At 34.0% G+C, this 25,329-nt stretch carries 29 protein-coding genes; 6 read left to right on the forward strand and 23 right to left on the reverse strand.

The window, feature by feature from the left end:
- Nucleotides 1–105: 105 nt before the first annotated feature.
- From infB to K8N75_RS08475, 18 genes are all read right to left on the reverse strand, one after another.
- Nucleotides 106–1,893 carry a translation initiation factor IF-2 gene (infB, locus tag K8N75_RS08390; protein ID WP_223791626.1) on the reverse strand — a complete coding sequence of 596 codons (1,788 nt, stop codon included), beginning with the start codon at nt 1,891–1,893 and terminating at the stop codon, nt 106–108.
- Nucleotides 1,894–1,944: 51 nt separating this feature from the next.
- Entirely contained in the window at nt 1,945–2,403 is a 459-nt protein-coding gene (ndk, locus tag K8N75_RS08395) for a nucleoside-diphosphate kinase (protein ID WP_223791627.1), read from the reverse strand.
- Nucleotides 2,400–2,561 (reverse strand): 50S ribosomal protein L24e, encoded by a 162-nt coding sequence (locus K8N75_RS08400; protein WP_013644211.1) that lies wholly within the window; start codon nt 2,559–2,561, stop codon nt 2,400–2,402. The genes ndk and K8N75_RS08400 overlap by 4 nt, the downstream gene beginning before the upstream one ends.
- A gap of 16 nt (nt 2,562–2,577) precedes the next feature.
- Nucleotides 2,578–2,784, reverse strand: a complete 207-nt coding sequence (locus K8N75_RS08405; RefSeq protein ID WP_013644212.1) for a 30S ribosomal protein S28e — start codon at nt 2,782–2,784, stop codon at nt 2,578–2,580.
- A gap of 64 nt (nt 2,785–2,848) precedes the next feature.
- On the reverse strand, nt 2,849–3,220 hold the full coding sequence (gene rpl7ae, locus K8N75_RS08410; protein WP_048191215.1) for a 50S ribosomal protein L7Ae: 372 nt from the start codon (nt 3,218–3,220) through the stop codon (nt 2,849–2,851).
- 528 nt (nt 3,221–3,748) lie between these two features.
- Nucleotides 3,749–3,952 (reverse strand): histone HfoB, encoded by a 204-nt coding sequence (hfoB, locus tag K8N75_RS08415; protein WP_048191214.1) that lies wholly within the window; start codon nt 3,950–3,952, stop codon nt 3,749–3,751.
- A gap of 238 nt (nt 3,953–4,190) precedes the next feature.
- Nucleotides 4,191–5,384: a threonine synthase gene (gene thrC / locus K8N75_RS08420; RefSeq protein WP_223791628.1), complete on the reverse strand. Its 1,194-nt coding sequence runs from the start codon at nt 5,382–5,384 to the stop codon at nt 4,191–4,193.
- A 107-nt stretch (nt 5,385–5,491) separates the two neighbouring features.
- The gene (locus K8N75_RS08425) at nt 5,492–6,127 is read right to left on the reverse strand and encodes a stage II sporulation protein M (protein WP_223791629.1); all 636 of its coding nucleotides are present in this window, start codon (nt 6,125–6,127) and stop codon (nt 5,492–5,494) included.
- Between the two features lie 69 nt (nt 6,128–6,196).
- A complete protein-coding gene (locus K8N75_RS08430) occupies nt 6,197–7,300 on the reverse strand; it encodes a tryptophan--tRNA ligase (RefSeq protein WP_223791630.1) in 1,104 nt (367 codons plus the stop codon).
- Between the two features lie 98 nt (nt 7,301–7,398).
- Nucleotides 7,399–7,902, reverse strand: coding sequence for a tRNA-intron lyase (gene endA, locus K8N75_RS08435; protein ID WP_223791631.1), 504 nt, complete (start codon nt 7,900–7,902; stop codon nt 7,399–7,401).
- Between the two features lie 87 nt (nt 7,903–7,989).
- Nucleotides 7,990–8,574, reverse strand: coding sequence for a 6-phospho-3-hexuloisomerase (gene hxlB, locus K8N75_RS08440; RefSeq protein WP_223791632.1), 585 nt, complete (start codon nt 8,572–8,574; stop codon nt 7,990–7,992).
- A 42-nt stretch (nt 8,575–8,616) separates the two neighbouring features.
- Nucleotides 8,617–9,285: an NADPH-dependent F420 reductase gene (gene npdG / locus K8N75_RS08445; RefSeq protein ID WP_223791633.1), complete on the reverse strand. Its 669-nt coding sequence runs from the start codon at nt 9,283–9,285 to the stop codon at nt 8,617–8,619.
- A gap of 245 nt (nt 9,286–9,530) precedes the next feature.
- On the reverse strand, nt 9,531–10,280 hold the full coding sequence (locus K8N75_RS08450) for a sugar phosphate isomerase/epimerase family protein (protein ID WP_223791634.1): 750 nt from the start codon (nt 10,278–10,280) through the stop codon (nt 9,531–9,533).
- Between the two features lie 78 nt (nt 10,281–10,358).
- Nucleotides 10,359–12,182 (reverse strand): PINc/VapC family ATPase, encoded by a 1,824-nt coding sequence (locus K8N75_RS08455; protein ID WP_223791635.1) that lies wholly within the window; start codon nt 12,180–12,182, stop codon nt 10,359–10,361.
- A complete protein-coding gene (gene hisI, locus K8N75_RS08460; protein WP_223791636.1) occupies nt 12,182–12,583 on the reverse strand; it encodes a phosphoribosyl-AMP cyclohydrolase in 402 nt (133 codons plus the stop codon). The genes K8N75_RS08455 and hisI overlap by 1 nt, the downstream gene beginning before the upstream one ends.
- Before the next feature lie 91 nt (nt 12,584–12,674).
- Nucleotides 12,675–13,967, reverse strand: a complete 1,293-nt coding sequence (gene hisS / locus K8N75_RS08465; protein WP_223791637.1) for a histidine--tRNA ligase — start codon at nt 13,965–13,967, stop codon at nt 12,675–12,677.
- 409 nt (nt 13,968–14,376) lie between these two features.
- Nucleotides 14,377–15,039, reverse strand: a complete 663-nt coding sequence (locus K8N75_RS08470; protein ID WP_048191200.1) for an RNA ligase partner protein — start codon at nt 15,037–15,039, stop codon at nt 14,377–14,379.
- A 496-nt stretch (nt 15,040–15,535) separates the two neighbouring features.
- A complete protein-coding gene (locus tag K8N75_RS08475; RefSeq protein ID WP_223791638.1) occupies nt 15,536–15,718 on the reverse strand; it encodes a hypothetical protein in 183 nt (60 codons plus the stop codon).
- A gap of 204 nt (nt 15,719–15,922) precedes the next feature.
- Between K8N75_RS08475 and K8N75_RS08480 the strand changes: the two genes are divergently transcribed.
- The 3 genes from K8N75_RS08480 (at nt 15,923) to K8N75_RS08490 (ending at nt 18,400) form a co-directional block, all read left to right on the forward strand.
- Nucleotides 15,923–16,558: an SGNH/GDSL hydrolase family protein gene (locus K8N75_RS08480; protein WP_223791639.1), complete on the forward strand. Its 636-nt coding sequence runs from the start codon at nt 15,923–15,925 to the stop codon at nt 16,556–16,558.
- 67 nt (nt 16,559–16,625) lie between these two features.
- Nucleotides 16,626–17,486, forward strand: a complete 861-nt coding sequence (locus tag K8N75_RS08485; RefSeq protein WP_223791640.1) for a shikimate dehydrogenase — start codon at nt 16,626–16,628, stop codon at nt 17,484–17,486.
- A gap of 65 nt (nt 17,487–17,551) precedes the next feature.
- Nucleotides 17,552–18,400, forward strand: coding sequence for a TatD family hydrolase (locus tag K8N75_RS08490; RefSeq protein WP_223791641.1), 849 nt, complete (start codon nt 17,552–17,554; stop codon nt 18,398–18,400).
- Nucleotides 18,401–18,436: 36 nt separating this feature from the next.
- On the opposite strand, the gene K8N75_RS08495 is transcribed toward K8N75_RS08490, so the two are convergent.
- The 4 genes from K8N75_RS08495 to K8N75_RS08510 all read right to left on the reverse strand — a co-directional run bounded on the left by K8N75_RS08495 (nt 18,437) and on the right by K8N75_RS08510 (nt 22,135).
- Entirely contained in the window at nt 18,437–19,015 is a 579-nt protein-coding gene (locus K8N75_RS08495; RefSeq protein ID WP_223791642.1) for a TIGR00267 family protein, read from the reverse strand.
- A 123-nt stretch (nt 19,016–19,138) separates the two neighbouring features.
- A complete protein-coding gene (hmgA, locus tag K8N75_RS08500) occupies nt 19,139–20,347 on the reverse strand; it encodes a hydroxymethylglutaryl-CoA reductase (NADPH) (protein ID WP_223791643.1) in 1,209 nt (402 codons plus the stop codon).
- Nucleotides 20,348–20,482: 135 nt separating this feature from the next.
- Nucleotides 20,483–21,343, reverse strand: coding sequence for a succinate--CoA ligase subunit alpha (gene sucD, locus K8N75_RS08505; protein WP_223791644.1), 861 nt, complete (start codon nt 21,341–21,343; stop codon nt 20,483–20,485).
- Between the two features lie 69 nt (nt 21,344–21,412).
- Nucleotides 21,413–22,135 carry a hypothetical protein gene (locus tag K8N75_RS08510; protein ID WP_223791645.1) on the reverse strand — a complete coding sequence of 241 codons (723 nt, stop codon included), beginning with the start codon at nt 22,133–22,135 and terminating at the stop codon, nt 21,413–21,415.
- Nucleotides 22,136–22,486: 351 nt separating this feature from the next.
- On the opposite strand from K8N75_RS08510, the gene aroD reads away from it, so the two are divergent.
- The 3 genes from aroD to K8N75_RS08525 all read left to right on the forward strand — a co-directional run bounded on the left by aroD (nt 22,487) and on the right by K8N75_RS08525 (nt 24,152).
- Nucleotides 22,487–23,158 (forward strand): type I 3-dehydroquinate dehydratase, encoded by a 672-nt coding sequence (gene aroD / locus K8N75_RS08515; protein WP_223791646.1) that lies wholly within the window; start codon nt 22,487–22,489, stop codon nt 23,156–23,158.
- A 5-nt stretch (nt 23,159–23,163) separates the two neighbouring features.
- Nucleotides 23,164–23,805 carry a S24 family peptidase gene (locus tag K8N75_RS08520; RefSeq protein ID WP_223791647.1) on the forward strand — a complete coding sequence of 214 codons (642 nt, stop codon included), beginning with the start codon at nt 23,164–23,166 and terminating at the stop codon, nt 23,803–23,805.
- A gap of 131 nt (nt 23,806–23,936) precedes the next feature.
- The gene (locus K8N75_RS08525) at nt 23,937–24,152 is read left to right on the forward strand and encodes a YwbE family protein (protein WP_223791648.1); all 216 of its coding nucleotides are present in this window, start codon (nt 23,937–23,939) and stop codon (nt 24,150–24,152) included.
- 54 nt (nt 24,153–24,206) lie between these two features.
- Here the strand turns inward: K8N75_RS08525 and K8N75_RS08530 are convergent, their stop codons facing one another.
- The gene (locus K8N75_RS08530; protein WP_223791649.1) at nt 24,207–25,175 is read right to left on the reverse strand and encodes a zinc metalloprotease HtpX; all 969 of its coding nucleotides are present in this window, start codon (nt 25,173–25,175) and stop codon (nt 24,207–24,209) included.
- Between the last annotated feature and the right edge of the window lie 154 nt (nt 25,176–25,329).

A 25,329-nucleotide genomic window follows, 5' to 3' on the forward strand; every position in this document is an offset into this window, starting at 1 on the left:
ATCTATATTATTTATCGTTTTCCATTGTGTAATTCAATGATCATGGTTTGATTCAAAAGAATCAATTAAATTATATCTAAATTTATTCTTAATTCAATTATGGAATTAATATTCTACCCTCAATCCCCAAAGATTGTCTTCTTTCCTTTTTATTTTGACTAGTTCTTCTAGTATTTGAAGTTCATCTTCTGAAAGTTTTGATTTGAGTTCAGTTTCAAGGATTTTGTAGTGACTTTCGGGTATATCCACATATAGAACATCGCCTTCTTCAAAATTCTTTCCATAAACAGCATCTTTAATTGCCATTGCAACTTGCTGTCCCTTGGATGTTGATGGTTTATTGTCACCCTTATCCTGCATACTCTCAACCTTACCAACTCTCTCACCAGTGTCTCTAATCAGGATATAATCCTTTTTCACTGTACCTCCAAGAACTTCAATACCTGCGATAGCGGGTTTACTGAATCTGAACACGAGTTTTGGAATAATTCTTATCTTTGCAGGACGTATGATTGCGTCTATCCACTCTTTTTTCTTTCTTTCTGCTGCTGCTGCGGTCCATTCAGCATAATCCTCTGTGAGTTGGTATATTACGTCTGCAGAGAATAATTTAACACCTGTGGTTTTTATTTCCTCAGATGCAGAGGGAAGAATTTTAATGTTGAATGCTATTATGACACCATACTCAGGATTGGCATTTTTTACAATTGATGCATCCACTACATCTCTTCGTGAAACATCTCCAATATCAGCTGCTCTTATTGGCACGTCCATTGCCTTTAACATACTTACAAGTGCTTCAAGCGATCCTAGTGTATCGGCCTTTACTATAACACCCATTTCATCGGTGTCTATTTTAATACTTTCTATTTCGTTCATTATTTCTTCTTTGACCCCTTCGAAGTCTCCCCTTGCAACCCTGAGGGGGGATCCTGAAATAACGTTTTCTATTTTTGGGGCAACGATCTTTATGCCTGCAGCGGCAACAACTTCGTCAACCTTCAAGAAACGTTTTTTGGAATCTCTCATTTCTTCAAGTGGTCTTGGTTTTAATAATGATCTTATTTTTGTTGTAATGACATTATCTCGGCTTGTTAAAACTATGGTATCATTTTTCCTTAGTATACCATCGTATATAACTGCATCAACAGTTACACCCAATCCTTTCTCTTCTTTTACTTCAAGTATCGTTCCCTTTGCAGGTGCATCAGGTTCTAGTTGAAGTTGTTCCTTTAAATACTGTTGAGCAAGACCCATCAGCATGGTTAGAAGTTCAGATATTCCTTCACCAGTTTTTGCACTAATAGGGATAATGCATATTTGTTTTGCAAAGTTTTCAACCCTGTCAAACCTCTCAGATTCAAATCCCTCATCATGAAGTATCCCTACAAGTTCATAGATACCATTGTCAAGCTTTTCTTGAACATTGTTGGCTTGTTTTTTGTAGGTTTGAATGAATGATAATCCTTCATGTGTTTCCCATCCATAAATCTTATCGATCTTGGTGGCTGCAACAACAAAGGGGGTTTTAAATGTCTTGAGTATATTTAGTGCCTCATAGGTTTGAGGTTTGAATCCCTCTTTGATATCAACTATGAGTATTGCAAGATCTGCAAGTGCACCACCTCTTTTACGGAGGGTTGTGAAAGCTTCGTGTCCTGGAGTGTCTATGAAAAATAGTCCTGGCATTGTTTCACGGATGTCCAGTTTTTTCAGGAGATCTCCACATATGGTTTCAATTACTTCCATAGGGATCTCTGTTCCACCTATGTGTTGGGTTATTCCTCCTGCTTCATTTTGGGCCATTGCGCCGCCCCTTATATAATCAAGAAGGGTGGTTTTTCCATGGTCAACATGACCCAAAACAGACACTATGGGTGATCGAATCTTCAATTTTAACCTCCAAATGAAATTAAGAGCTTAAAAAAATTAAGGCTCTAGATATTATGGTTCTTCGTATATTAGTTCTTCATCAGGCAGGGTGTACTCACAGATTTCAGAGTCTTCGAAAAATAGTGATATTTCTCTTGCTGCTGAAGCAGGTGAATCTGATGCATGGATAATATTTCTTCCTGTATCAATAGCGTAATCGCCTCTGATTGTTCCCAGGTCAGCTTCCTGTGGGTTTGTAGCACCAACCATCTTTCGGATTAGACTTATGCATTCCTCTCCTTCAATTACAGTTGCAAGAACTGGTCCTGATATTATATAATTAACCAGGTCTTTGAAGAAGGGTTTTTCAGAGTGTTCACCATAATGCTTTTTTGCAAGGTCGCTGTCTATGATCATCATTTTGGTTGCAATGATCTTGAGGCCGCGTTTTTCAAACCTTGTAAGAACCTCTCCAGCAAGCCTTCTTTTGACTGCGTCAGGTTTCAGCATTACAAAACTTCTCTGTTTCATTTTTTAACCCACTTAACTTTTCTTGGAACTCTTCCAAGTCCAATTTGATTTTTCTCACATTTGCTGCTGCAGAAGAAATATACTGTACCATCCTTTTTGACGTACATCTTTCCTGTGCCTTCTTCAATCTCTTCCTTACAGAATGAACATGTTCTCATATTAAACACCTTTTAATTATGGGGTACGGATTTCCTTTGCTTCCCTAATTGTATCCAGTAACATCAAAATGTCGCCTTCCCGTATTGCTCCCATGACGTTTCTTGTGAGTATCCTTCCCTTGTCTCTTCCATCTAGTATTCTGCATTTAACCTGCATGACTTCTCCAGTCATTCCAGTTCTTTTCAGAACTTCTATAATTTCAGCAGGAGTTCCATCTTCCATATAAATCACCTTCAGTTAAAATGAGAAAGGCATGGGCCTTTCATTGTAAAAAATAGTCTTTTACTTATTTTTTAAGTTCTTCGACTTTCTCAACTACATCGTTGATTAAATCTTCAGCTTCACCTGCATCAATGATACATGCTGATGCTGTTCCAACGTTTAAACCTGCTGCTTCTCCAAGTTCGTCTTTAGTTGGAAGGTAAACGTAAGGAATTTCTTTTTCCTCTGCAAGTACAGGTAAATGTGCAGCTATTTCAGGTGGGTCTATGTCCTCTGCTATAAATACTAATAGAGCATTACCCCTTTCAATCATCTTGGTTACCTCATTGGTACCTTTACCTATTTTACCTGTATCTCTTGCTATTTCTAAAGCTTCGTAAGCTTTATCAGCTATTTCCTTTGGTGTATCGAATTTAACATACATTGCTTTTGCCATTTATTATACCTCCTTTTTCATCTGGTTTTAACCATCCATCGGCAGATCATACTTTTATATTTAGTATATATAAAAGTTCTTCCGATCAGAAATGACTGTTATAAAACACTGATAAATCAAATTCTAATTTCTAAACAAATTAAATTCATAGAATGATTTTTTCAAGTTCAAAATTAGTCTATTGCATATTTCAATATCATGTTATATATAGTTTGCTCGAAGAAACATACTCAAACTTGAACTCTGTATATGCATTTGTTCGTATATTTTTCCTTAGATACAATTATGTGACAATTATCCGAGGTAATATACAAAACAGGAACTATATTCAAGATATATAATTTTGTAATATTAAATTCAATAATTATTCTAATTTTTTAAATGATCAAAATCGAATCGATAATAACTGGAAATATCATGAAATATTTCTAAAAAATATTGTGGATTATTACATTTTAAATATTAAAATTACAATCAAAATAGAAGTTATATATAGATAAAAAAAGAAAAGAAAAAAGAAAAAACTATTTAAAGTCTTTTAACAGCTAAATCTACGTCTGATGCTTTAACAGTTTTTCTTCCAGCGTGTTTTGCGAGTTTGACTGCTTCAGAAGCTATCATTTCACCTTTTTCTTCTAAAGCTTTTGCTAAAGCTTCTCTAGCGTCGTCACTTACTCTTTCTGCACCTGCATTTTTAATTATTCTTCCAATTGGAGCAATTGGTAATTCCACATTAATCACCTCATTTTTATATAATGGTTAATATACACTGTTGTCGTACTCCCTTATATATTTATCGTATATTTATGAGATTATTTAATGATCTATATGCTAATGGGTCATGTCATCATGATCTATATCATCTTTGGACACGCCATGACAAATCGTGTTGTATTTAGTGATGAGAAAAAAATTAGGATATAGAAATAGTCCAGATTTATCAAAAAAAATTTGTATGATGAAATTTATATCACGAGTTTATAATCTTTGAAAGAGCTTTAACATTAGCATCAATCTCAACAGGCTTAGTACATGCATTTATAGCAGTATTAGGGTCTTTTAATAGATGACCAGTTACAATACATACAACCTGTTCTCCCTTATCAACTTCACCATTCTCTACAAGTTTCAAAAGCCCAGCAATTGATGCTGCTGAGGCGGGTTCCACACCAATTCCTTCGGTTCTTGCAAGTAGTTTTTGTGCATTTAATATCTCATCATCAGTTACAGTTTCTGCAATTCCATTGGAATCATATATTGCACGCAATGCTTTTTGTGCACTTACTGGTGCACCAATCCTAATAGCAGTTGCGATTGTTTCAGGATTGTTAACAGGTTCAATACTATTTTTACCTTTGCGTACTGCATTGGCGATTGGTGCTGCACCTTCTGCTTGTATACCTGTCATCATTGGAAGATCATCAATAAAACCTGCTTCATGGAACTCTGATACACCCTTCCATATTGCTGATATGTTTCCTGCATTTCCAACAGGCAAAATTATCCTGTCTGGAGATTTCCATCCAAGATCATCCACTACTTCAAAACCTATAGATTTCTGGCCTTCCAGACGAAATGGATTGATTGAATTTAGAAGATAAAGCTGCCCTTCAAGTGCAAGAGATGTAACGGTTTCAAGTGCTTCATCAAAATTGCCCTTTATAGAAATAACTTCTGCACCATGGAACATTGCCTGTGCAAGTTTTCCAAGCGCAACCTTTCCAGAAGGTAATAATACTATGCAACGTTTGCCAGCCCGCGCAGCATAGGCTGCTAATGATGCGGATGTATTGCCTGTAGATGCACATCCCACTGTGTCAACTCCAAGTTCAACTGCTTTTGTTATACCAACACTCATTCCCCTATCTTTAAAACTTCCTGTTGGATTTGATCCCTCAACTTTTACATAAAGATCAATTCCTAACTTATCACCTATTTTTTGACATTTGCAAAATGGTGTTCCACCTTCTTCAAGACTCACTATTTTTGATTCGTTAACTGGCATGAACTCTTTATACTTCCACATAGTGGATTTTCTACATTCAAAAATATCCCTGGAAACATCCGGTCTGCAAATAACTTCAAGTGTGGATCCGCATTTACTACATGTGTAAATTATTTCCCCAAGGTCATACTCTTCTCCACACGTTATACACTTCATCATTATATCACCGTTGTAATTTTTAAATTAAGTTTGAATTGTTAGTAATATTTTTTTTTAATTTTAAAATTTTAAATATTACTGTATAGAATTATTTTGGAGTGGAAACATCAAGTCAATGTTTTTATGTAGTTTCCCCATGCAATACTAATATTTGCTTCAATAAACGCAGCTAATAAAAGGAAAACTACTGCAATTCCCATTAACTTTAGAGATTCCCAAAATTCATCACTATTCAATTCTAAAATATATTTGAACTGGTTTCTCATAGAAATATCCTTTTTCATATGTGTTAATCCCTCTAAGATATGATATATACAACTGGTCAGTCTAAATCCTGCTGCACCTGCTATAATAATACCAATAATTTCGGGAATTCCATGTGGAATAGTGAATATTATGTAATCGCCTAGTGGAAATTGTGTCCCTGCATAACCAATAAATAATCCATTGGTTAATAGAAAGAGTACTGTAAAAATTCCAAAAGTCAGACCACCTAAATAGATGAAAAGTGAAACTCTGAGGTTGTTGAAGAATATAGAAAGGGTTGTGAGTTGTATTTGTCCTTGAACAGCCTTTCTTTTAAATTCACCAAACATAACTCCAAGTATTGGGCTTAAAACACTTGCCAAAGCAAAACCTAAGAAAACGGAAATTAACAATATAGCTGTGGAAAGTATCAAAAATTTTTCATTTCTTCTGTACAATCCCCCAAAAAACCCATCATATTTCTCTTTTTTTAGCATTATGTACCCTACTCCAAGATTTACGTTATTTTTGTTTAATGTCAATGAATATTTTTTTATCTTTATTAACTATCTTACATTATTACTTAAAATCTTCCTGGCTTCATGTTCTGCAACTTGCCTTCGCTTTGATAATTGTTCAAAGAATTTCATCATCATTTCTGATGCATGATTCTTACACTCCCCACACATAACATTTCCTTCTTTACAGTTATGGTACATCTCTTTTAGTTCTTTATCAGAGTTAACAAGGTGATATAGAAGCATCTCGTAAACAACACATTCCTCGGGTATACCGCCATGGTGGCGTTGATCCTCTAAACTTTCTCTTCCACCAGTTTTTGCAGATTTAACTTTTTTTGCAGCAATTTCTGGACTGTCGCTAAGAAATATCGCTGTTTTTGGTTTGCTGCTGGACATTTTATCTCCAGTTAATCCTGTAATAAATCTGTGATAAGTTGAAGAAGGTGCAATAAATTTAAATCTGTTTTTGAATCGTTCTGCAATATCCCTTGTAAGACGGATATGGGGGTCCTGATCCGGGCCAACAGGAACTACAGTAGGTTTAGGACCTCCAAATTCTTCTAATTGTGGGTGTAATATATCTGCTACCTGTATTAATGGTACGTAAAGATGTGAAATATTGGTTGATCCGGTAAATCCATATATTGCTTTCATCTCATTGAGATTAACCTTGCGGCCGAGCATATATGCAAGATTTTGTACCAGTTTGTTTTCTGATTGTAAATAAACGTTTATATTCTTTTTATTAAAATCCAGTCCCAATGCGATGTAGTTGGTGAGATACTCTGTTATTGCAAGTTCTCTTGATTCATTAAATTCAATATTTCTGGCAGAGTAGGATTCCATATCTGCTATGGGGATATAAATGTCTGCGCCTTGTTTTTGATACCATATTAACTGATCAACTATCATCTTGTGACCGATATGCATTTTACCACTTGGCATCATACCAGTTACAACAGCAAATTCAGTTTTCTCTCTCATGGCCTTTACTATTCTTCCGTAATCTCTATGACCAAAAATAATCCCTCTTTTCATAAGGTTAGGAGGGTTCTCCACATCATCCAAAAGATCTGAGAAGGGTTTTATCCCAAACTGTTCTATGAGTTTTTCATAATCTACAATCGCTGAACTCCATGGGTCTATCAATTGAATCACCTTCATAATAACAAAAAAATTTTTATTTCTTCATAATTTCACATGATAAAGTTAAATTTATTAAGATATCCTTAATTTATCAATTATATTTAGGGTCTTGTCCATTCTACATTGTAGTAGGTAATATCATTTTCATCGTCAACAACAGCAAATAAAAGTTTTTTATTCACACCATGGGCAACTCTAACATAACTTGAAAGGTCTGACATCAAGAATTCACTATTTTCGTTTGCAACCTTCACAAGATAATTGGAATGACCATCTCCTGGTGATTTGCCCCTTTCATATAGTCTGAATTCTGATCCATACTTGAAACCTGTTTTAACAATATATCCTCTATTTCTAAGATCTCTGAAAACAATATAATTGGCAAAGGATCCTTGTTTGCGTATGATCTTAAAGAGTTTCTCAATAGAAATATCTTCAGAATCTATTTCAACATCTAATTTTCCTTTTTCCATCAAATAAAGTGCTTCAATTAAAGAAAGTTGAAGTCCATCTTCGGTCATATTTCCATAATGACTTTTCTCATGGATCTTTGCTATATTGCCTTCTCTGACAATTACTAAATCTCCTGATAATTCTGAATTCATGATTCACCCTTAAAATAATTTAGTATAATAAATACATTATTAACGTTACAAATAGATCAATATTAGTTTTTGTATTATTTATCCTGTTCATTCGATTGTTGCATGTCTCTTTTTAAGATCGATCTCTTTTTTTCCAAGACGTGCCATAAATTCGGCTATAAGACCGTCAAGGAACAAATGGGCACTGTCCTCAAATAAAGTTCCCATCGGAGTTAAATCATCATATACTCCCTTTAAAACATGGGATGTGTAATGTTTCCAAGGTTCTTTGGATTTACTCTCTATGTTAATCACAACATCGAGGAATTTTCCAAGTGTTGATGAGGTATTAGTTGTTATACCTATAACAGATGCTCCTGAGTCTGAAGCTGTTTCTGCTGCAATTGTTACTGTTCTTGTTTCACCGGAACCAGATATTGCAATTAGACAGTCTTTTTCTTTTATTGCCGGTGTTGTTACATCTCCTATAACATATACAGCAAATCCTAAATGCATTAATCTCATTGCAAAGGCCATACCAATCAATTCAGATCTTCCGCTACCAACTATGAACGTGGATTCAGATTTAGAAATAACCTCAATCATTTTATCCACTTGTTCTTCATCTATTCTGTTGATAACTTCCAGTGCATGTTTTGTTATATTTTCTGCTGTTTTTTTTATATATTCCATGCTTAAGACCTTCAAATTTTAATAATTCATATTATTAATGGTCTATAATCCGGTAATTCTTATACCTGCAAGTTTTATTCTGTTTCGAATATTTAGATTGATTAAAAGTGGTGTTATTTTTTCAACTATCCTTGCATTTTCAAGAGGACCACAATCAATTGCTCTAACTCCGGGAATTGTTTCTGCAAGTTCCATCACAGGTATTTTGGCATCTGAATCATCACCCGAAACAAGGCAGTCGCATTGTACATCTTCATCTATATTTGTAAGGCTTGCAGCACTTATATTACAGAATGCAGATACAACTCTGGCTTCTTCACCTAAAAATGCAGCTGATCTTTCAGATGCTGATCCTTCCCATAGATCAACAAATCTTGTTGGTTTCCCTCCTATACATCCTTCAAGAGGAGCTGTCGCATCAACAAATATTTTACCACCCACATGGTCTTTAATGCTTTTCAAAGTTATCATCTGGGCTTGAAGGGGTACTGTTAAAATAATAATGTCACCATTCTTTGTTGCTTCTTCATTGGTCATTGCTGTTACATTGGGGAGATCATCGTCATTTAACATGTTCTTAATAATATTGACTGCATTATCTGCTTTTTTCAAATCTCTGGATCCTACTAAAACTTGTTCTCCAGATTTTGCAAATCTCAATGCAAGTCCTAAACCTTGGTCTCCTGTTCCACCAATTATTGCAATTTTCAATTAAACATCCCCTTTTATTTTTTTATTATAAGATCGATTTCTTTTAGTTTCTATGCAATGACTATATTATAAATTATATATAAAAAATAGGATTTTTTCATCCAATAATAACAGATATTTATAAGAATGGATTTAGTAGAGGCATATCTAGAAATTTTTAATGTTCATGTAATGAAAATAAATTCTTTAAAATGAATTATAATATTTTAATTCTACTTAAAAAAAAAATTTATTCTAAATCCATTTTAAATTATTTTTTTAAGGAAATCCAGACTTTCAAAGACAGCTTGGGGATTATTCACTTCCACAACTAAAATACCTTTGTAATCAATATTTTTAAGTTCTAGAAATAAAGATTTAAAATCAATATTTGCACTTCCAAGGGCATTGTGGCTGTCAAAACTTCCATCATTATCTGAAAGGTGGATGTGTTTTATCCTGGGAGATTTAAGCATCTCAGAAATGGGAAATTTCATGTTGTTGGCATGTCCAACATCCATTGTTATGTGCGCATCAAGTTCCTGAACAATTTCATCAAGTTGATTTATATCTTTACATAGTAATCCTTCAATATCAGGCATGTTTTCAACGCAGAGCATTACTCCACTGTCATCAGCATATTTGGAACATTCTTTAAGTGATTCAGCACTGTTTTTAAGGATATTGTCCTCAAATTTTTTACCCAGTATAGGTATGTGTCCAGGATGTACAACTACAATTTCAGTGTTCAATGAAGAAGCAAGGTCAATACTATTTTTTATCTGGGAAACTGAGGATCTTCTTATTGAGTCGTTGTAAGAAGCTATATTAATGTCTGATAATGGAGAATGTACAGATATTTTAATATCGTGAGAATCAATAACATCCATATCTATTGTATTATAGGGATATTCATTTATTACTTCACAATATTTTATACCTCTATTTTCAAGACATTCTAGTACATCTTCAAGGGGTGTTGGTAAAAATGCCAGTGTAGATACGCTGATTTTCATAGATTCACTCTCAAGATTTATCTGAGCATTGAAAAGTATATGCATGTGGATATACTTAGTTAATTATTCAATTTTAATTTATTCTTTCCTTATCCTTGCATAGATGGGTATATTCTTTTTCATGGCACGAATTATTATTGTTGCAAGTTCTATGTCTTTTTTAATCTTAATATTTCCCTTTTTACCCACAGTTGCTGTGAATAGATATTCATCTTCAACCAATATATCAAATGGAGTGCCAACAGTATCTTTTTGGAAGTTCAGCATTACATAATTACCTGAGAGTTCTGTTTCAACAGGGAACATATCTTTAATTTGATTAATTTCCAGTGGTTCAACACCTATACTTATTCCAATCTTCTTTTCAACTTCGTCAATGGTTTTTCCTTTTTTACCTATCAACTTGGCAATATTCTTTTCATCTATATGAACAGTTGCACGCTTATCAGATTTCATATCCACTTCTACAGTTGCATCGGGTATTCTGCTTCGAATCTCTTTGATTATTTCTTTCTCAGCAATCTTCTCTATTGGTGATTTTTCATATTTATCTACACCAACTTCCATTACAATTGTCTGTTCTCCATAAGTATAGACTTCATGGGCCAGATCACCTGTTTCAAAGTCTCTAATCTCAATTACTGGCCTTGAAAGATCTGCTTCGATCATTCCTGTTGGAACTTTTACTGTGAGTTTAACATCGTAAATGGCTGCAACTTGCCCATCGTTTATGAATATGGTTGTGTCAACAATTGACGGTATCATTCCAAGTTCTACCCTTCCTATTATCCTTTGTATAGCGTCTATGGGTCTAGTTGCATGTACAACTCCCACCATACCCACACCTGCAAGCCTCATGTCTGCAAATATTCGGAAATCCTTAGTTTTACGTAGTTCATCGTATATAGTATAATCTGGCCTTACTAAAAGTAATATATCGGCCGTTTTCCCCATATCCTTTTCTAATGGTGCATATTGGGTAATTTCATCACCAACTTGAAGATCCCTTGGTGATTCCATGGTCTTTACAATTGCCCCGATATCTCTACTATAAAATTCTGCTACTGCTTGAGCAAAAGTTGTTTTACCTGCACCAGGGGGCCCAGCTATTAAAATTCCCTTTGCACTATTTCTTAATCTATCCAAAAGTTTCTCAGGAAGTTTATAATCATCTAATGAAACCTTGGTAATAGGTCTTACAACAGTTATTTCCACTCCATCTGAAAATGGTGGTCTTGCAATTGATATTCTGTATTCTCTAAATTGGACTACAGTTGCTCCTTCCATCTCTATCTCGATGAAACTTTTAAAATCACTTTTTGCCATTTCTGTAATTTCTCTGGCCATTTTTTCAAGTTCGCCACGTTTCAGAATTCGTTGTCTGATTTTAACAAGTTTTATATTGCCTGGAGTTCCCTTTTTTGCCATTGGTGTGACATTTTCCTTGAGATGGATTGACATAGTGTCTTTGTCGAAGTACTTGGCAATTATTAGTTCCTTATATCCTATCATTTCAGGCTTCAAATAAATTGCATCCAGTCCCTGGGCTTCGGCTACTTCTTTTTGAACTCTGTCGCTGGTTATGAGTGTTGCTTCGTTGTCACCTGCTGTGTCCCTTATCATGGCATCAATTTCCCCACCTTTTGCAAGGGATATTTCATCAGGGGTGGGTCTTCTACCAACGTATGAAAGTTTTATTTTGCCCTCTCTGCAAAGTTTTTGAAGTTCCTTAAGCTCCCCTAACCCATTGAATCCGGTTTCTCTACCTTTATTGGCCTGATTTTCAAGTTCTGATATAACTGCCTTTGGAACAATAACATCGCATCCATGGTAATCTTTACCAAGAACTAGTTTAGTAATTCTTCCATCAACTATAACACTTGTATCTGGAACTATTTTCATCATTTATCTCCATAAATGTTTTCAGGATCAAAAACTTTTTCTTTAACCACTTCTAAATTTCCACCATCTTGAATTTTTCTAAAGAAACAAGAATAATAACCTTCATGACAAGCCCCTCCATTCTGTCTGACCTTCAAAAGAACTGCATCTTCATCACAGTCAGTTAATACTTCTTGAACTTCTTGTGTATGTCCTGAACTTTCCCCCTTGAGCCAAAGTTTATTTCTTGATGTACTCCAATAATGGGCTATTTTTGTTTCAAGAGTTTTCATCAGGGCTTCCTTATTCATATAAGCAACCATAATCACTTCAGAACTTTCATAATCTTGTGCTATTGCTATAACAAGTTTTTCTCCCCCAACTTCATGCCTGAAATTAAGATTTAGATCTTTTTCATCCATCAAACCATCTCCCAGTACTGTCAGCACCATATTGTGTTATATTCATAGTAATTTACAATTAAAAATGAAATTTTTTTGAAAATCATTTTTTTTAAATCATTAATTTAGATTTCAAGGTGTCTATTATATCTTCAAGATCAATTATTTCCTGTTCTCCACTTGTCATATCTTTAACAGTAACATTACCCTCTTCTATATCCCTTGCACCAACTAATACCACGTAATTTATTCCCATAGAATCTGCAAATGACAATATTTTTTTAAGTTTCTTTCCAACTAGATCAACATCGGTTGGTATGCCATTTTTCCTTAGTTTCTGGGCTATATCAAATGCTTTAAGTTTCAAATCATTTTTTATTGGGGCAACAAAGACTTTTACTGATCTTTCAATTTCAATTGATTTTTCTTGTTTATTAAGGGCATCCATAACTCTATCAAAACCGAATGCGAATCCAGTAGATTCAACATTTTCACCACCAAATAACTCTATTAAATTATAGGTTCCTCCACCACTTATCTGTTTTTGTGCACCAAGACCGTGTACATAAATTTCAAACACAGTTCCTGTATAATAATCCAATCCTCGTGCAATTCCCAGATTTACTACATAATTTGAGAAACCAAATGCTTTAAGAGATTCAAGAAGCTTTTCAAGCTCAGATAAAGCGTTACATGCATGTTCATTGCAGTTGATAAGGGATTCAACATCCTTAATTATGGAACTATCACCTTTCATTACAATGAGTTTCATTAACAATTCCTTAGAATCACTATCCAAATCAATATCCTGAAGTAGTTTTTCAAGTTCTTCTATATCACCCTTGTCAATTATTCCCATTACTTGATCTTGTAGTTTCCCAAGAATATTTGCATCAATTAATATGTTCCTTAAAATTCCAAGATTTCCTATGTGTATATCAAAGTTTTTGAGTCCAAGTTCCTCAAGGCAGTGGGCAGCCATACTAATTACTTCTGCTTCAGATCCGGGAGATTTTCCGCCTATTAGTTCGCAACCAAACTGCCAAAATTGTCTCCATCTACCTTTTTGAGGTCGTTCATACCTAAAACAACTTCCAAAATAGTACATTTTAACGGGTTTAGGTGTTTTTTGAAGCTCTTTTATATACATTCGAGCAACTGGTGCTGTGAGTTCTGGTCTAAGTGCAAGGTCTCTTCCTCCCTTATCTTGGAAATGATAAATTTGATCCTTTATGCCTTCACCAGATTTGGTTGTGAATAGTGATAGTTCTTCAAAAATTGGTGTTTTTATTTCACTGTAACCATAAGTTTCAAATATTCGTCTCATTGTGGTTTCAACGCTTTTTCTTTCTTTCATTTCTTTAAAAAGAAAATCACGTGTTCCCCTAGGTCTTTGTATTTCCATTTTTTCTCCTGCCTTATGATCTGGGTAAAAATTAATGAATTATTAGTTTCTCAATTTACAAACTATTCATTGATCATATTTAAATAATTTATCTTAATGTTGGAGAATACTCCATGTGTGAGGGTGGGGATGAATCCAACCACTACATATAAATAATAATTTAACAATAATTAATATTATCGTATGCGATAACCAAGCATACTACACTTAATCTAATCAGTACCGTAGGAACTACGGAAATTAAAGCTTCTCTGAAAAAAACCACATTAGTGGATTTAATGAAGGAAGAAGCTCCTTCCGAAAGGGAGGGGTAGTTCACAGTAATTAATCAGTGAATTTTTTAATTAATTATTATTCAGTAAAAAGATTTCATGATGCAAATTTTTTTAATTAGCAATCTTAAAAAATTCTAATCATAATGTTGAAGGTATTCCTCCATCATTTTAGGAAATGATTTAGCACTTAAAAATCTCAGTCCAAGTCTTTCTGCCCAAACCTTGATACCTTCATCTGCAGCCACTACTCCTGCCTTTAATTCCTTTGCAAGGAGAAGTACATCTAGATCAGGGGCACTATCCAAAGTTCCCTTTCTTAGCGCAGCCCTGTAACGTTTTCTAAAGTCAGTTATGGCTTTACTTAAAACTTTGGCTTCTATATCTACTTTTTTCTCTCCACGGGACATCATAACCATTGATTCAACAGCAGCCTCCCAAATTCCACTTTCAGATATCCTCATCCCTTTATTCATCCTTTCCCTCATATCCTGTACATATTCGTAGAAAATTTCAGAAGGGATTTTGGTATCATAACGGTTTGGTGTTTTTTTAACGATCCATGTTTCTGCTTTGATCATGGTTGTATTTGGACAGTCATAACGTGCCATATAATCTGTAAATTCTTTGTATGTTATTGGTGGCATGTGACAGCTTATATTGAGTTTGATCCTTGATTTTGCAATGAGATCTAATAAAACATCAACAGTTTTAGATAGATCTCCATCACCAAATTCATCACGAAGCTGTGTATCTGTAAAAGCAGTTGTATCAAGAACAAATCTCTGTTTTGCTAGCATTTATACACCTCAAACCAACAGTTTAGGCTCATTATTTAATATTATATATGGCTGTTAACAGTTCAACAATATAATTCCTATATATTGGAATATATGAAGTCCACATTATAAAAGAATTTCTAATAACCCAAATTTCCTATTTTTACAGATTTATCAAACAAAGAGAAATATGATAATAATCATAAATTGTTTAATATTATCCAATAAAAAGTTTCTGAGATTAGAATATTGTGGATATGTTAGGAATTGGGGATACTGGAAATGTTAATAGAGGATCTGTTATCTGTAAAAAGAGAGGGTTCTGTAGCTATCCCAAAGGGTTGGGCTGAGATCGTACTGAGTTATCAAAATGAGATCCAATGAAAATAGTTTAACATTCATTTCAACTATTTTTAACTAAATTAAAGAAAAGTGGGCAGTTATTTTTTCCATTTTTCTATACATAAAAAAAAAAATGATGTATGGGTAAAATTAATTTTTTTTACCCATTTCTAATTCACATTTTTTTCTTTAACATTTCACGCATTTTTTTCAGATAATCAAGTTTGAGTTCCATCTTAGCTATTTTAAAATCTAATTTCATAGCGTACATAGCCATCATATCTTCTTTACTCATCATTTCCATCATTTTTTCATTCATCATACTTCCACCCATCATATGTTCTTTTCTACCCCACATATTATCAACTTCTTTTTTTTATTCAATGCAATTTATTCATAAAACCAAACATTAACTCAAACATTTTGATTATTTTTTTTAAATTGCTATATCATCTTAATTCACCCTTTTTCATTATAATACATCATAATAAATATATTTTATTATCTGATACAATTATCATTGACTAAGTATTAATTACAAATAAAGAATAAACTATAATTCATGACAGAGAAAACCATTCTTTGCTATGGTGACTCCATAACCTGGGGTTATAACCCTGCAAAACCGGATAGAATGAAAACAAATGAAAGATGGACAGGATTAGTCAAAAAAGGTTTATTTGAGGGTTATACCATCATTGAAGAGGGATTAAATGGTAGAACGACAGTTTTGGATGATCCACTTTATCAGGAGTCTAAAAATGGGTTAAAATATCTAAAACCTTGTCTTCACACCCATAAACCAATTGATCTTTGCATTCTACTTCTAGGCACCAATGATCTTAAAAAAAGGTTTTCATTATCTGCATTGGAAATTTCACATGGAATAACAGTATTAGTTGAGATTATAAAGAAAAGTGGATCAGGGCCAGATGGTACAGCACCTAAAATTCTTTTAATGGCTCCTCCATACTTAACTCAGATAGAAAATATTTCAGAAGAATTTAAAGATTCATATGATGTATCATGCAAATTACCAGAGTATTACGCCAAAATTGCTGAAGATAATAACTGCGAATTCCTTGATACTTCCAAAATAATTGTTGCAAGTGAACTAGATGGTGTACATCCTGATGTTGGGGAGCATCTTAAACTTGGGAAAGCAGTACAAGAAAAAATTAAGGATATCATGGAGTAAACAAATATTATACACCATCAAATAATTCTAAGAAATTAAATAAAAATGTAAAAGAAGGTACCTTTTAATGATAAATGGCAAAACGAATGTTTTTGGTATTATTGGAGACCCGGTGGAACATACATTATCGCCAGGGATGCACAATGCAGCTTTTAAGGAGTTGGATATGAATAATATTTACGTGCCTTTCCATGTGAATGCAGAAGAACTTGAAGATGCAATAGCAGGAGCATATGCATTGGGGATTAAAGGTTTAAACATAACAATACCTCATAAAACTGAGGTAATTAAATATTTAGATTATCTGGATATTGCCGCAGGATTAATAGGCGCTGTAAATACTATAGAATTTGGAAAAAACGGTGCTGTAGGCCATAATACAGATGGAATTGGGGCTGTAAGGGCAATTAATGAGATAACTTCAGTTAAAAATAAGAAAGTCATGATATTAGGTGCAGGTGGTGCAGCACGGGCAGTCGCATTTCAGATTCTTCTTAGTGGGGCGAAAAATCTTGTAATTTCTAACAGAACCATTGAAAGGGCATCAGAACTCAGAGATGATCTTGTTGAAAAGCTTGAACCAAATGTACTAGTGACAGATCTTGGAAATGAACTTGAAAGAGAACTCAAAGATACAGATATTCTTGTAAATACCACTCCAATTGGAATGTATCCGAATATAAGTCAAAAACCAATTGTAACAGCAGATATGATGCATGAAGATCTAGTTGTTAATGATATAGTTTACAATCCATTAAAAACTGGTTTATTGAATGAAGCTGAAAAGGCAGGAGCAAAACCTATCTCTGGAGTTAAAATGTTAATGTACCAAGGAGTCGAATCATTTAAGATCTGGACCGGAATTGAACCGCCTGTAGAAGTCTTTAAAAAAGCCCTTATGGATCAGATGAACTTGGAAATAATATAAAGATGATATACACCTTTAATGATTAACTGAATTTTATATGGATTATTCCATGGAGGATTCATAATATGGACAATATTCCTGTGACAGACAACCATATACATATAGACCCTATAAACGGTGAAGGGCCAATTGAAATTGCAAATAAGTTCCATAGAGCTGGTGGTAGTTTTATGATAGTTCCTAATAAACCTACATGGACAGTTAATGAGAACTGCAGTTTTCGGGAATCAATGGAATTAGTCATAAAATATGTTGAAGAAATCAAAAAATGCACACCTGTAAAAGCCTTTGCAGTTGTTGGTGCCCATCCTGCTGAATTATCACGCAGATTAAAATCAGGTATGGATATTGAGAAAGCAGAATTATTAATGAGAAATGCTCTCGAAACTGCACAGATGCTAGTTTTAGAACAAAAAGCAGTGGCAATAGGTGAAATTGGAAGACCACACTATGATGTATCCGAAGAAGAACTCGAAGTTCATAACAGACTGATTTCATATGCAATGGAACTTGCAAAGGATGCAGAATGCCCAGTTCAATTACACACTGAGACAGCAGGACCTAAACAATTTCTTGAATTTGCTGAAATGGCAGATGATGTTGGAATCCCAAGAAATCGAATTATAAAACATTTCTCAGGAGCATGCGTTCTAAAAGAAGAAAATCATGGGCTCACACCGTCATTGATTGCAACAAAAACTGTTATAAAGGAAGGACTTAAAAAGGGAAATAATTTTTTCATGGAAACAGATTATCTAGATGACAAAACTAGACCCGGTGCAGTTTTAGGCCCGAAAACAGTTCCAAGACGCACAAAAGATTATCTAAAACAGGGAATATTAAGCGAAGAGGATGCCTATAAAATCCATGTTGATAATATAGAGAAGATTTACAGGATTGATCTTGGAGTATAATATACTAAAAAATAGGAAATAAATTAAAATAATAAATCAATGTCCTCCACCAATAATAAAGCTTACAACACCTATAAGGACACCAATAAGAACGATTTCGATACTAGTCTTAAGCAGACTTTTCCTTGATACTTTCCCAAGATAAATACCTAATAGTACAAGAGCAAAGAAACAAAAAGTGATTGTAGTCAAAGTAGCTGTTGTTCGATTTGTTAATATGATAAATGGTAAAACAGGTACAAATGAACCTATAAAACTAGAAAAACCATGAGTGAACATGCTCATATATACTCTTTTTTTTGCTTGTCTATGTATTAATGTATCATCCAGAGTCCCCTCTTCAATAACCATTTTCTGTTCGAGTTCCCTAAGATTACGAGCTTCTTCCGCCCTTTCACCAATAAAAGATCCAAATGCATTTGAAAGTGCGAGTGCAATACCTCCACTTAACCCAGTAAGACCTATTACATAGTTAGGTATTGGTAATCCTCCAGCACTTGCAACTCCACTTGCTGCAAGGGTAACACCCATAACTGCCAGTATACCGTCTAGAGTACCCAGTGCAACATAACGGCTCATTTTAAGATATTCCTGTATTAATTCAGTAATTTTCATTATTAAAATTTCTCCTTAAATTGAAGTTCAATTATTCATTTGTAATCATAAGAATTAACTTAATCTAAGAGTTATAATATTTAAAAATTTATTATAAAAAAAATTGGATCAAAAAAAAAATTATCATCCCCTTCCAAGATCTTTATGAGCCCTTGCAAGATGTCCCGCAGCAAGCGCCCCAATGAGTGAAAGTTCACCTGCAAGAACAGTTCCCGCAACAATTTCCGCAAACTTCCCAACTTTACCAGCGCCGTACACTCCCATAATCTCAAGGCACTCCCTGGCAGTTTCTATTTTTGTTCCACCACCAAATGTAGCTAATGGCACATCAGGCAGTGTTACAGCAAAGTAAAGATCTCCATTAACTACTTCTGCAAATGTTATTCCAAGGCTACCCTCAACTATATGGGCTTCATCCTGACCAGTTGCAAGGAAAATAGCCCCTATCATATTGGCGTATTGTGCATTAAAGCTCATACTGCCAGCAATTGCAGATCCTATAAAATTTTTTGATACATTTACTTCAACTATTGCTTCGGGCGTTGTTTTGAGTTTTTTCTCTACAATTTCCCTTGGAATAGAAATTTCTGCAACTATACTTTTACCTCTACCTTCAATTAGATTAATTGCTGCAGCTTTTTTATCTACACATACATTACCGCTTAGAGCAATTACATGGGCCGAAGTTTTTTCAACAAGAATTTTAAGAGCTGTATCAGTTGCTATTGTAACCATATTCATACCCATACTATCTCCAGTTGTATAAACAAATCGGGGATAAACATATTTTCCAACAATAATTATTGGATCAATTTTAATAAGTTTCCCATGTCGGGTTGTTGATTCGGCAGCTTCTTTAAGATCATTGAAATGTAGTTTTATCCACTCTTTAATTTTAATAGCTTCAGAAACAGATTCTGTTTTAATAACAGGGGCTCTTGTCATTTTATCTTCTATTATTCTAGCTGAAGTTCCTCCTGCAGCTTTAATAACTGAAAATCCTCTGTTAATAGATGCAACAAGGGCACCCTCAGTTGTTGCTAAAGGAACATAATAATCTCCATCGGCATATTCCCCATGAACTTCGAGGGGTCCTGCAATTCCTAATGGTATTTGAATAGTTCCTATTGGATTCTCAATATTCCTCTTTATTGCCTCTTCCATTGAAAGTGAGTAGTTGGATAAATGTTCAAGTTTTGTGTTTGAAACGTTTTCGATAAACTTTCTTCGTATGTCCACAGATTTCTCTGTATCCCCTACTAGGTCATCTATCTGACGGATCTTCAATTCTCCATTCAATAGCTTTTCTATGATTTCTTTTTCTTCTACCATAATACCCACTTGAAATGTTTTTTTTTAAAATTTAAATTTTATGTTGTTAATGGGAAGTATTATATTAAATTTAGTTAAAAATTGTTAATCTAAATATATCTATACATTTTGATATATTTAATTGATAAATAAAAATTACAAAAGCTCCCAGATTCTATCAGCAATTTCAGATGGCCTTTCTGCTACATAAACACCTGCATCTTCTAATGCATTAATTTTACTTGCAGCAGTACCACTTTCTCCCTCAATTATTGCACCGGCATGCCCCATTCGTTTACCTGGTGGGGCAGTCACACCTGCTATATACGCTACAACGGGTTTGCTTATGTTTTTATTTATGTACTCTGCAGCTTTTTCTTCAGCATTGCCCCCTATTTCACCTATCATTACCATTGCAGCAGTATCATCATCATCTTCAAACCTCTGTAAAACATTTGCAAAGTCAAGACCTACAACTGGGTCTCCACCAATACCTATACATGTGCTTTCTCCCATTCCGGAATTGGTTACTTGGTTAGCAACTTCATATGTCAGAGTTCCACTCCTTGAAACAATTCCTATGTTTCCTTCGTTGAAGATATGTGTGGGCATAATTCCTAGTTTACCGACTCCCGGACTTATTATGCCTGGTGTATTAGGGCCAACAATTGTTGTTTTTTCCCTCTTAGCATACTCAACTATCTCCATTGAGTCATGAACTGGTATATGTTCAGTAATAATAACTGCAAGATCCAATTGGGATATAGCTTCAAATGCAGCATCCTTAGCAAATGATGCTGGAACAAATATTATAGATGCATTAATATCCAAATCTTCTTTGGCTTCCTCAATAGAATTGTAGATAGGAAGTTCTCCAAATTTTTGACCGCCCTTACCTGGACTTGTACCTGCAACTACATTAGTTCTGTAATTCAGCATCTGTTCAGTATGAAAAGACCCCTGTTTACCAGTAATTCCTTGTACAATACATCTGGTGTTTTCATCAAGAATTATCATATTTTCACGCCCTAATGTTTTATATTGTTAATATCCATCAATAAAATTAATATAAATTTGATAATCATATCATCCTAAAATTTTCATCCTTTGTGTTAGTGGTACAGCCAGATCCATAACATTACCATTCATATAAGCTGAAACAGATAATATTACACTTCCTGGAATAACATTTGAAGGAGTTCCTCTTCTTACTAGATAAACATTTTTGTTTCCAAGTGCTGCACCTACCATAGCCCCTGCAACAATTCCAACACTTTCAATATCTTCTATTGTGGCTGCGATAACTGGATCATCTGTTTCCTCTGAAACATAGCCTACACCGGGTATTTTGACTATTCCAAAGTTTCCACCACCTATGTCTGTGACATTGTCCATACCTGTAGCAGCATCTATAGATGATTTTACAACAGTCTTAACAAAAGGTTCCCCACCATAAGTGTCGAAGGCAAGTATAACTGCATCAGGGTAACGATCTTGATTTATTTTAGCTTCGGCATAAGATATGCCTTCGCCGGCTCCTTCTGGAGTTTTGGAGATACCACCAATATCACCTAAATCTTCGGCATTTTCTGTTAAAATCTCAACTATTGCCTGATTGATAGTTTCAAGTTTATCATCCGGTACAAACGCACTTATAACTATGTCATCGCCTGTAATATTTGTTAAGGCAGCTTTATGTGCTCCAATATCTAAAAGTTTATGTATATCATTCTCAATGTTTTGTATCATGTTTCGGCTGCAGGAAACATCGTTTCCTGAAACATCTGCACCAATAGATGTTAATTTCAAGTAGATCACCTTCAATATTTGTGGGTTTCAATTAAGATGCATTATAAATTGGAGTTTGCATTTACCAAGTTGTGTTTTACTAGATTATAAATACAAAATCATTTCGGATTTTAGATTTTTTAAACCTTTTAATTGTTCTTGTAACCTATTCCCATGGTATAGGGCTATATTGTGGGAACTTGTTTTTATAGATTTTTGTGTAAGATATTGATCTATCCAGTGTTAATTGCTGTACAATTACATGTTTCATGGATTGCATATGAATATTTATGAAACAAAACCCAATAATAATTATCAAAAGTATTCTTAATCCTTGTTTAGCAGGATATGAAATGGGAGTTGTGATGGGAATTGAATAACAGAGCCATGATATGTGTTCCAATTTTTGAAAAAAATTATGAGTCTGTTTTACAATCTGCTAAAAATTCAATTGAAGCAGGTGCAGACTTGCTGGAACTTCGTATAGATGTAATGAATAATCCCAATCCTGATGATGTTTCAAGCATAATCAAGGAAATTAACTTTCCATTAATTGCAACCAATAGAAAAATGGAAGAGGGAGGCTTTTTCAAGGGTTCAGAGTCTGAAAGAATTGATATTCTACTGGGGGCAGCTAAACACGCTAATATTGTCGATATAGAGCTTGAAACTGAAGATGAATACTTAAAAAAGATTATTAATGGCTCTAAATCTACCATTATTTCATATCATGATTTTAATAAAACACCTTCAATTGATTTTCTTTTAGAAATAGTTAGAAGGGAAAAAAAGCTGGGAGTTATTGCTAAGTTTTCTGTGATGCCCCAAAATATTTCTGATACACTTGTTGTTTTGAATGTGTTATCCCAGGTTCAAGATACTATTGGTATTGCAATGGGTGATATTGGAATGTATACAAGGATTATTGCCCCTCTTTTTGGTTCTCCAATCACATTTGCATCATTAAATAATAAATCCGCTCCAGGTCAACTAGACATAGTTACCACTAAAAATTTTTTATATAAACTTGGAAATTGGCGGTGAATTTGATGAGATCAAACAATTGGCTAATTTTAGGAGTTGTACTAGTGTTAATTCTAGCTTTATCAATCTATTCTATTGTGGAATCAAATAACCTGTCGATAACAATAAACACAGATGGTACCAGTACAAATGTAAACTACCAAACATTTTTAGTATGGACTGTGCCTTCTGAAATGGAGAAAGAAATAAAAAATAAAGCTTCTGGAGATGTACAATCACCTAATAGCACTGTTGATAATATAAAATCAGATATCAAATCAATTGCATCTAAATATGGTTATAATGCTAATGTTAACATTTTTTCCCAGTACGGTATCAATCAACTACCCATGGCAGCAAAAGTTAAGGGCACATCAATGGTTCCAACATTAAAAGATGGACAGAGTATTTTAGTACTTAAAACTAATAATCTAACTGTTGGGGATATTGTAGTTGCAATACATCCAACATATGGGTTGATAGTTAAGAGACTTTCTATTATTGAAGTGAATCAAGTTTATTTAACTAGTGACAACAAAAATATCGAGATAATCAACACTCAAACAACACTACCAAATGGATCTGTTGAAACTGTAACAGTTGAAAAAACTCCACTGAATACTTGGCTTCCAACAGCAAATGTAATTGGAGTTGTGAAAGTATATTAGATTTTTAGAGTAACTATGAAATAGAATGTTGAATCATTTCTTAGCTCTGATTGGGTTAAATATTTCACATATGTCTGCCATTATTTTTTTTGCAGATGGACAGGCATTTATCATTAATTGGACATGAAAAAATGAATGGACAAAATCGAAAGAATATTAAAATTGGATCCGAAGTTTATATTGTATTGAAAAAGGATCAAAGAACCGGGAAAAGAACAAAAGGTATTGTTAAAGATTTATTGACCAAAAAATCTTTCCATCCTCATGGCATTAAAGTAAGACTACAAAATGGGCAAGTTGGAAGGGTTCAAGAAGTTATTAAAGAAGTATCGGATAACAGTAAATAACAAAATATCATTTTATTGAAAAAATTTAAAATAAAAAAAAAGATTGTCTGAAAGTTATTGAACGAGTTCAGACAGTCTTTTAACTCTTTTAACCATATTTGGATGGGTTGATAAAAGTTCCATAACACTCTTAGTTGTACCAATTTTGGTGTCTGAGTATCTGAGTCTTGCAAGTTCTTCTTCACTAATAACTCCATCCATGTTTACATCAAGCTGTTGTAGGTCGTTTATTTCATTACCTGCATCTGATATATCATTTACAAAAAATGCTTTTAAACCTTCAACTTCCTTCAGTTCATCTTTATTTGTTGTAGCAGATCCATAAACAAGTTTGTATAGTGCACTTGCGAGTTTATGAGGTTTTCCTCCTAATTCCACACTTCCCTCATCGGCATAATATTCTCTAGCACGTGAAACAAATAGAACTAAAAGTTGTCCAACCAAATACGCACCTAATGCAGCTACGCCTATGATAACACCGTATCCATTGTTGTCTCTACCACCTGAGAACAGTGTACTAATGAATATGTAGTAACATATCAATGGAACAACACTAATTAGTGTCATTACAGCCATGTCACTATGTTTGATATGTGACATTTCATGTCCAAGAACAGCTTCAAGTTCTTCCTTATCCAGAAGTTTCAATATACCTCGGGTAACACAAATTCTACCGTCTTTTTTACTTCTTCCAAAAGCAAAGGCATTAGGCATGTTTATTTCAGCAATTCCTATTTTTGGCTTTGGCACCCCAGCTTTCATTGCCAGATCTTCAATCATTGCATGTAAATTTGGTGCTTCCTGTTCAGAAACATAATGTACATGCATCATGGTTTCAACCATCTTAGGACCTATCATGTATTGAACAAAGACCAATACAATGGCGAATGAAGCGAAGACCAACGGACTTCCAAATCCTAAGTATGAAGTGATGATTATGATTATAGCCAAAAGAATCAACATTAATAGAGTTGTGGCTATAAATAATCTTAATTTGAGTAAAAATGTATTTGCCCTTACCATTCATTCATCTCCTAAACTGTAATTTTTATAATTCATTCTATAGTCCATCTGTTATAAATAACTTTTTTTAAATTGATTTTTAGCTTTAAATTCTAAATTATAATTCTAATATTATTTTATAAATCATTTAAAGATTAAAAAAATTAATAATCGT

Origin of the sequence: Methanobacterium spitsbergense, from assembly GCF_019931065.1 — an archaeon.
Lineage (GTDB): Archaea > Methanobacteriota > Methanobacteria > Methanobacteriales > Methanobacteriaceae > Methanobacterium_B > Methanobacterium_B spitsbergense.

Bases quoted from the DNA above. Each gene is read 5' to 3' on its own strand.
- K8N75_RS08470 (WP_048191200.1), bottom strand. From the start codon at position 15,039: ATGCTAGCAAAACAGAGATTTGTTCTTGATACAACTGCTTTTACAGAT.
- K8N75_RS08405 (WP_013644212.1), bottom strand. From the start codon at position 2,784: ATGGAAGATGGAACTCCTGCTGAAATTATAGAAGTTCTGAAAAGAACT.
- hisS (WP_223791637.1), bottom strand. From the start codon at position 13,967: ATGGAAATACAAAGACCTAGGGGAACACGTGATTTTCTTTTTAAAGAA.
- K8N75_RS08480 (WP_223791639.1), top strand. From the start codon at position 15,923: ATGACAGAGAAAACCATTCTTTGCTATGGTGACTCCATAACCTGGGGT.
- K8N75_RS08400 (WP_013644211.1), bottom strand. From the start codon at position 2,561: ATGAGAACATGTTCATTCTGTAAGGAAGAGATTGAAGAAGGCACAGGA.
- K8N75_RS08530 (WP_223791649.1), bottom strand. From the start codon at position 25,175: ATGGTAAGGGCAAATACATTTTTACTCAAATTAAGATTATTTATAGCC.
- rpl7ae (WP_048191215.1), bottom strand. From the start codon at position 3,220: ATGGCAAAAGCAATGTATGTTAAATTCGATACACCAAAGGAAATAGCT.
- hxlB (WP_223791632.1), bottom strand. From the start codon at position 8,574: ATGGAATATATAAAAAAAACAGCAGAAAATATAACAAAACATGCACTG.
- ndk (WP_223791627.1), bottom strand. From the start codon at position 2,403: ATGAAACAGAGAAGTTTTGTAATGCTGAAACCTGACGCAGTCAAAAGA.
- K8N75_RS08520 (WP_223791647.1), top strand. From the start codon at position 23,164: ATGAGATCAAACAATTGGCTAATTTTAGGAGTTGTACTAGTGTTAATT.
- hmgA (WP_223791643.1), bottom strand. From the start codon at position 20,347: ATGGTAGAAGAAAAAGAAATCATAGAAAAGCTATTGAATGGAGAATTG.
- K8N75_RS08525 (WP_223791648.1), top strand. From the start codon at position 23,937: ATGAATGGACAAAATCGAAAGAATATTAAAATTGGATCCGAAGTTTAT.
- endA (WP_223791631.1), bottom strand. From the start codon at position 7,902: ATGAATTCAGAATTATCAGGAGATTTAGTAATTGTCAGAGAAGGCAAT.
- K8N75_RS08425 (WP_223791629.1), bottom strand. From the start codon at position 6,127: ATGCTAAAAAAAGAGAAATATGATGGGTTTTTTGGGGGATTGTACAGA.
- sucD (WP_223791644.1), bottom strand. From the start codon at position 21,343: ATGATAATTCTTGATGAAAACACCAGATGTATTGTACAAGGAATTACT.
- K8N75_RS08495 (WP_223791642.1), bottom strand. From the start codon at position 19,015: ATGAAAATTACTGAATTAATACAGGAATATCTTAAAATGAGCCGTTAT.
- thrC (WP_223791628.1), bottom strand. From the start codon at position 5,384: ATGATGAAGTGTATAACGTGTGGAGAAGAGTATGACCTTGGGGAAATA.
- hisI (WP_223791636.1), bottom strand. From the start codon at position 12,583: ATGGATGAAAAAGATCTAAATCTTAATTTCAGGCATGAAGTTGGGGGA.
- K8N75_RS08490 (WP_223791641.1), top strand. From the start codon at position 17,552: ATGGACAATATTCCTGTGACAGACAACCATATACATATAGACCCTATA.
- K8N75_RS08475 (WP_223791638.1), bottom strand. From the start codon at position 15,718: ATGTGGGGTAGAAAAGAACATATGATGGGTGGAAGTATGATGAATGAA.
- K8N75_RS08455 (WP_223791635.1), bottom strand. From the start codon at position 12,182: ATGAAAATAGTTCCAGATACAAGTGTTATAGTTGATGGAAGAATTACT.
- K8N75_RS08450 (WP_223791634.1), bottom strand. From the start codon at position 10,280: ATGAAAATCAGCGTATCTACACTGGCATTTTTACCAACACCCCTTGAA.
- K8N75_RS08485 (WP_223791640.1), top strand. From the start codon at position 16,626: ATGATAAATGGCAAAACGAATGTTTTTGGTATTATTGGAGACCCGGTG.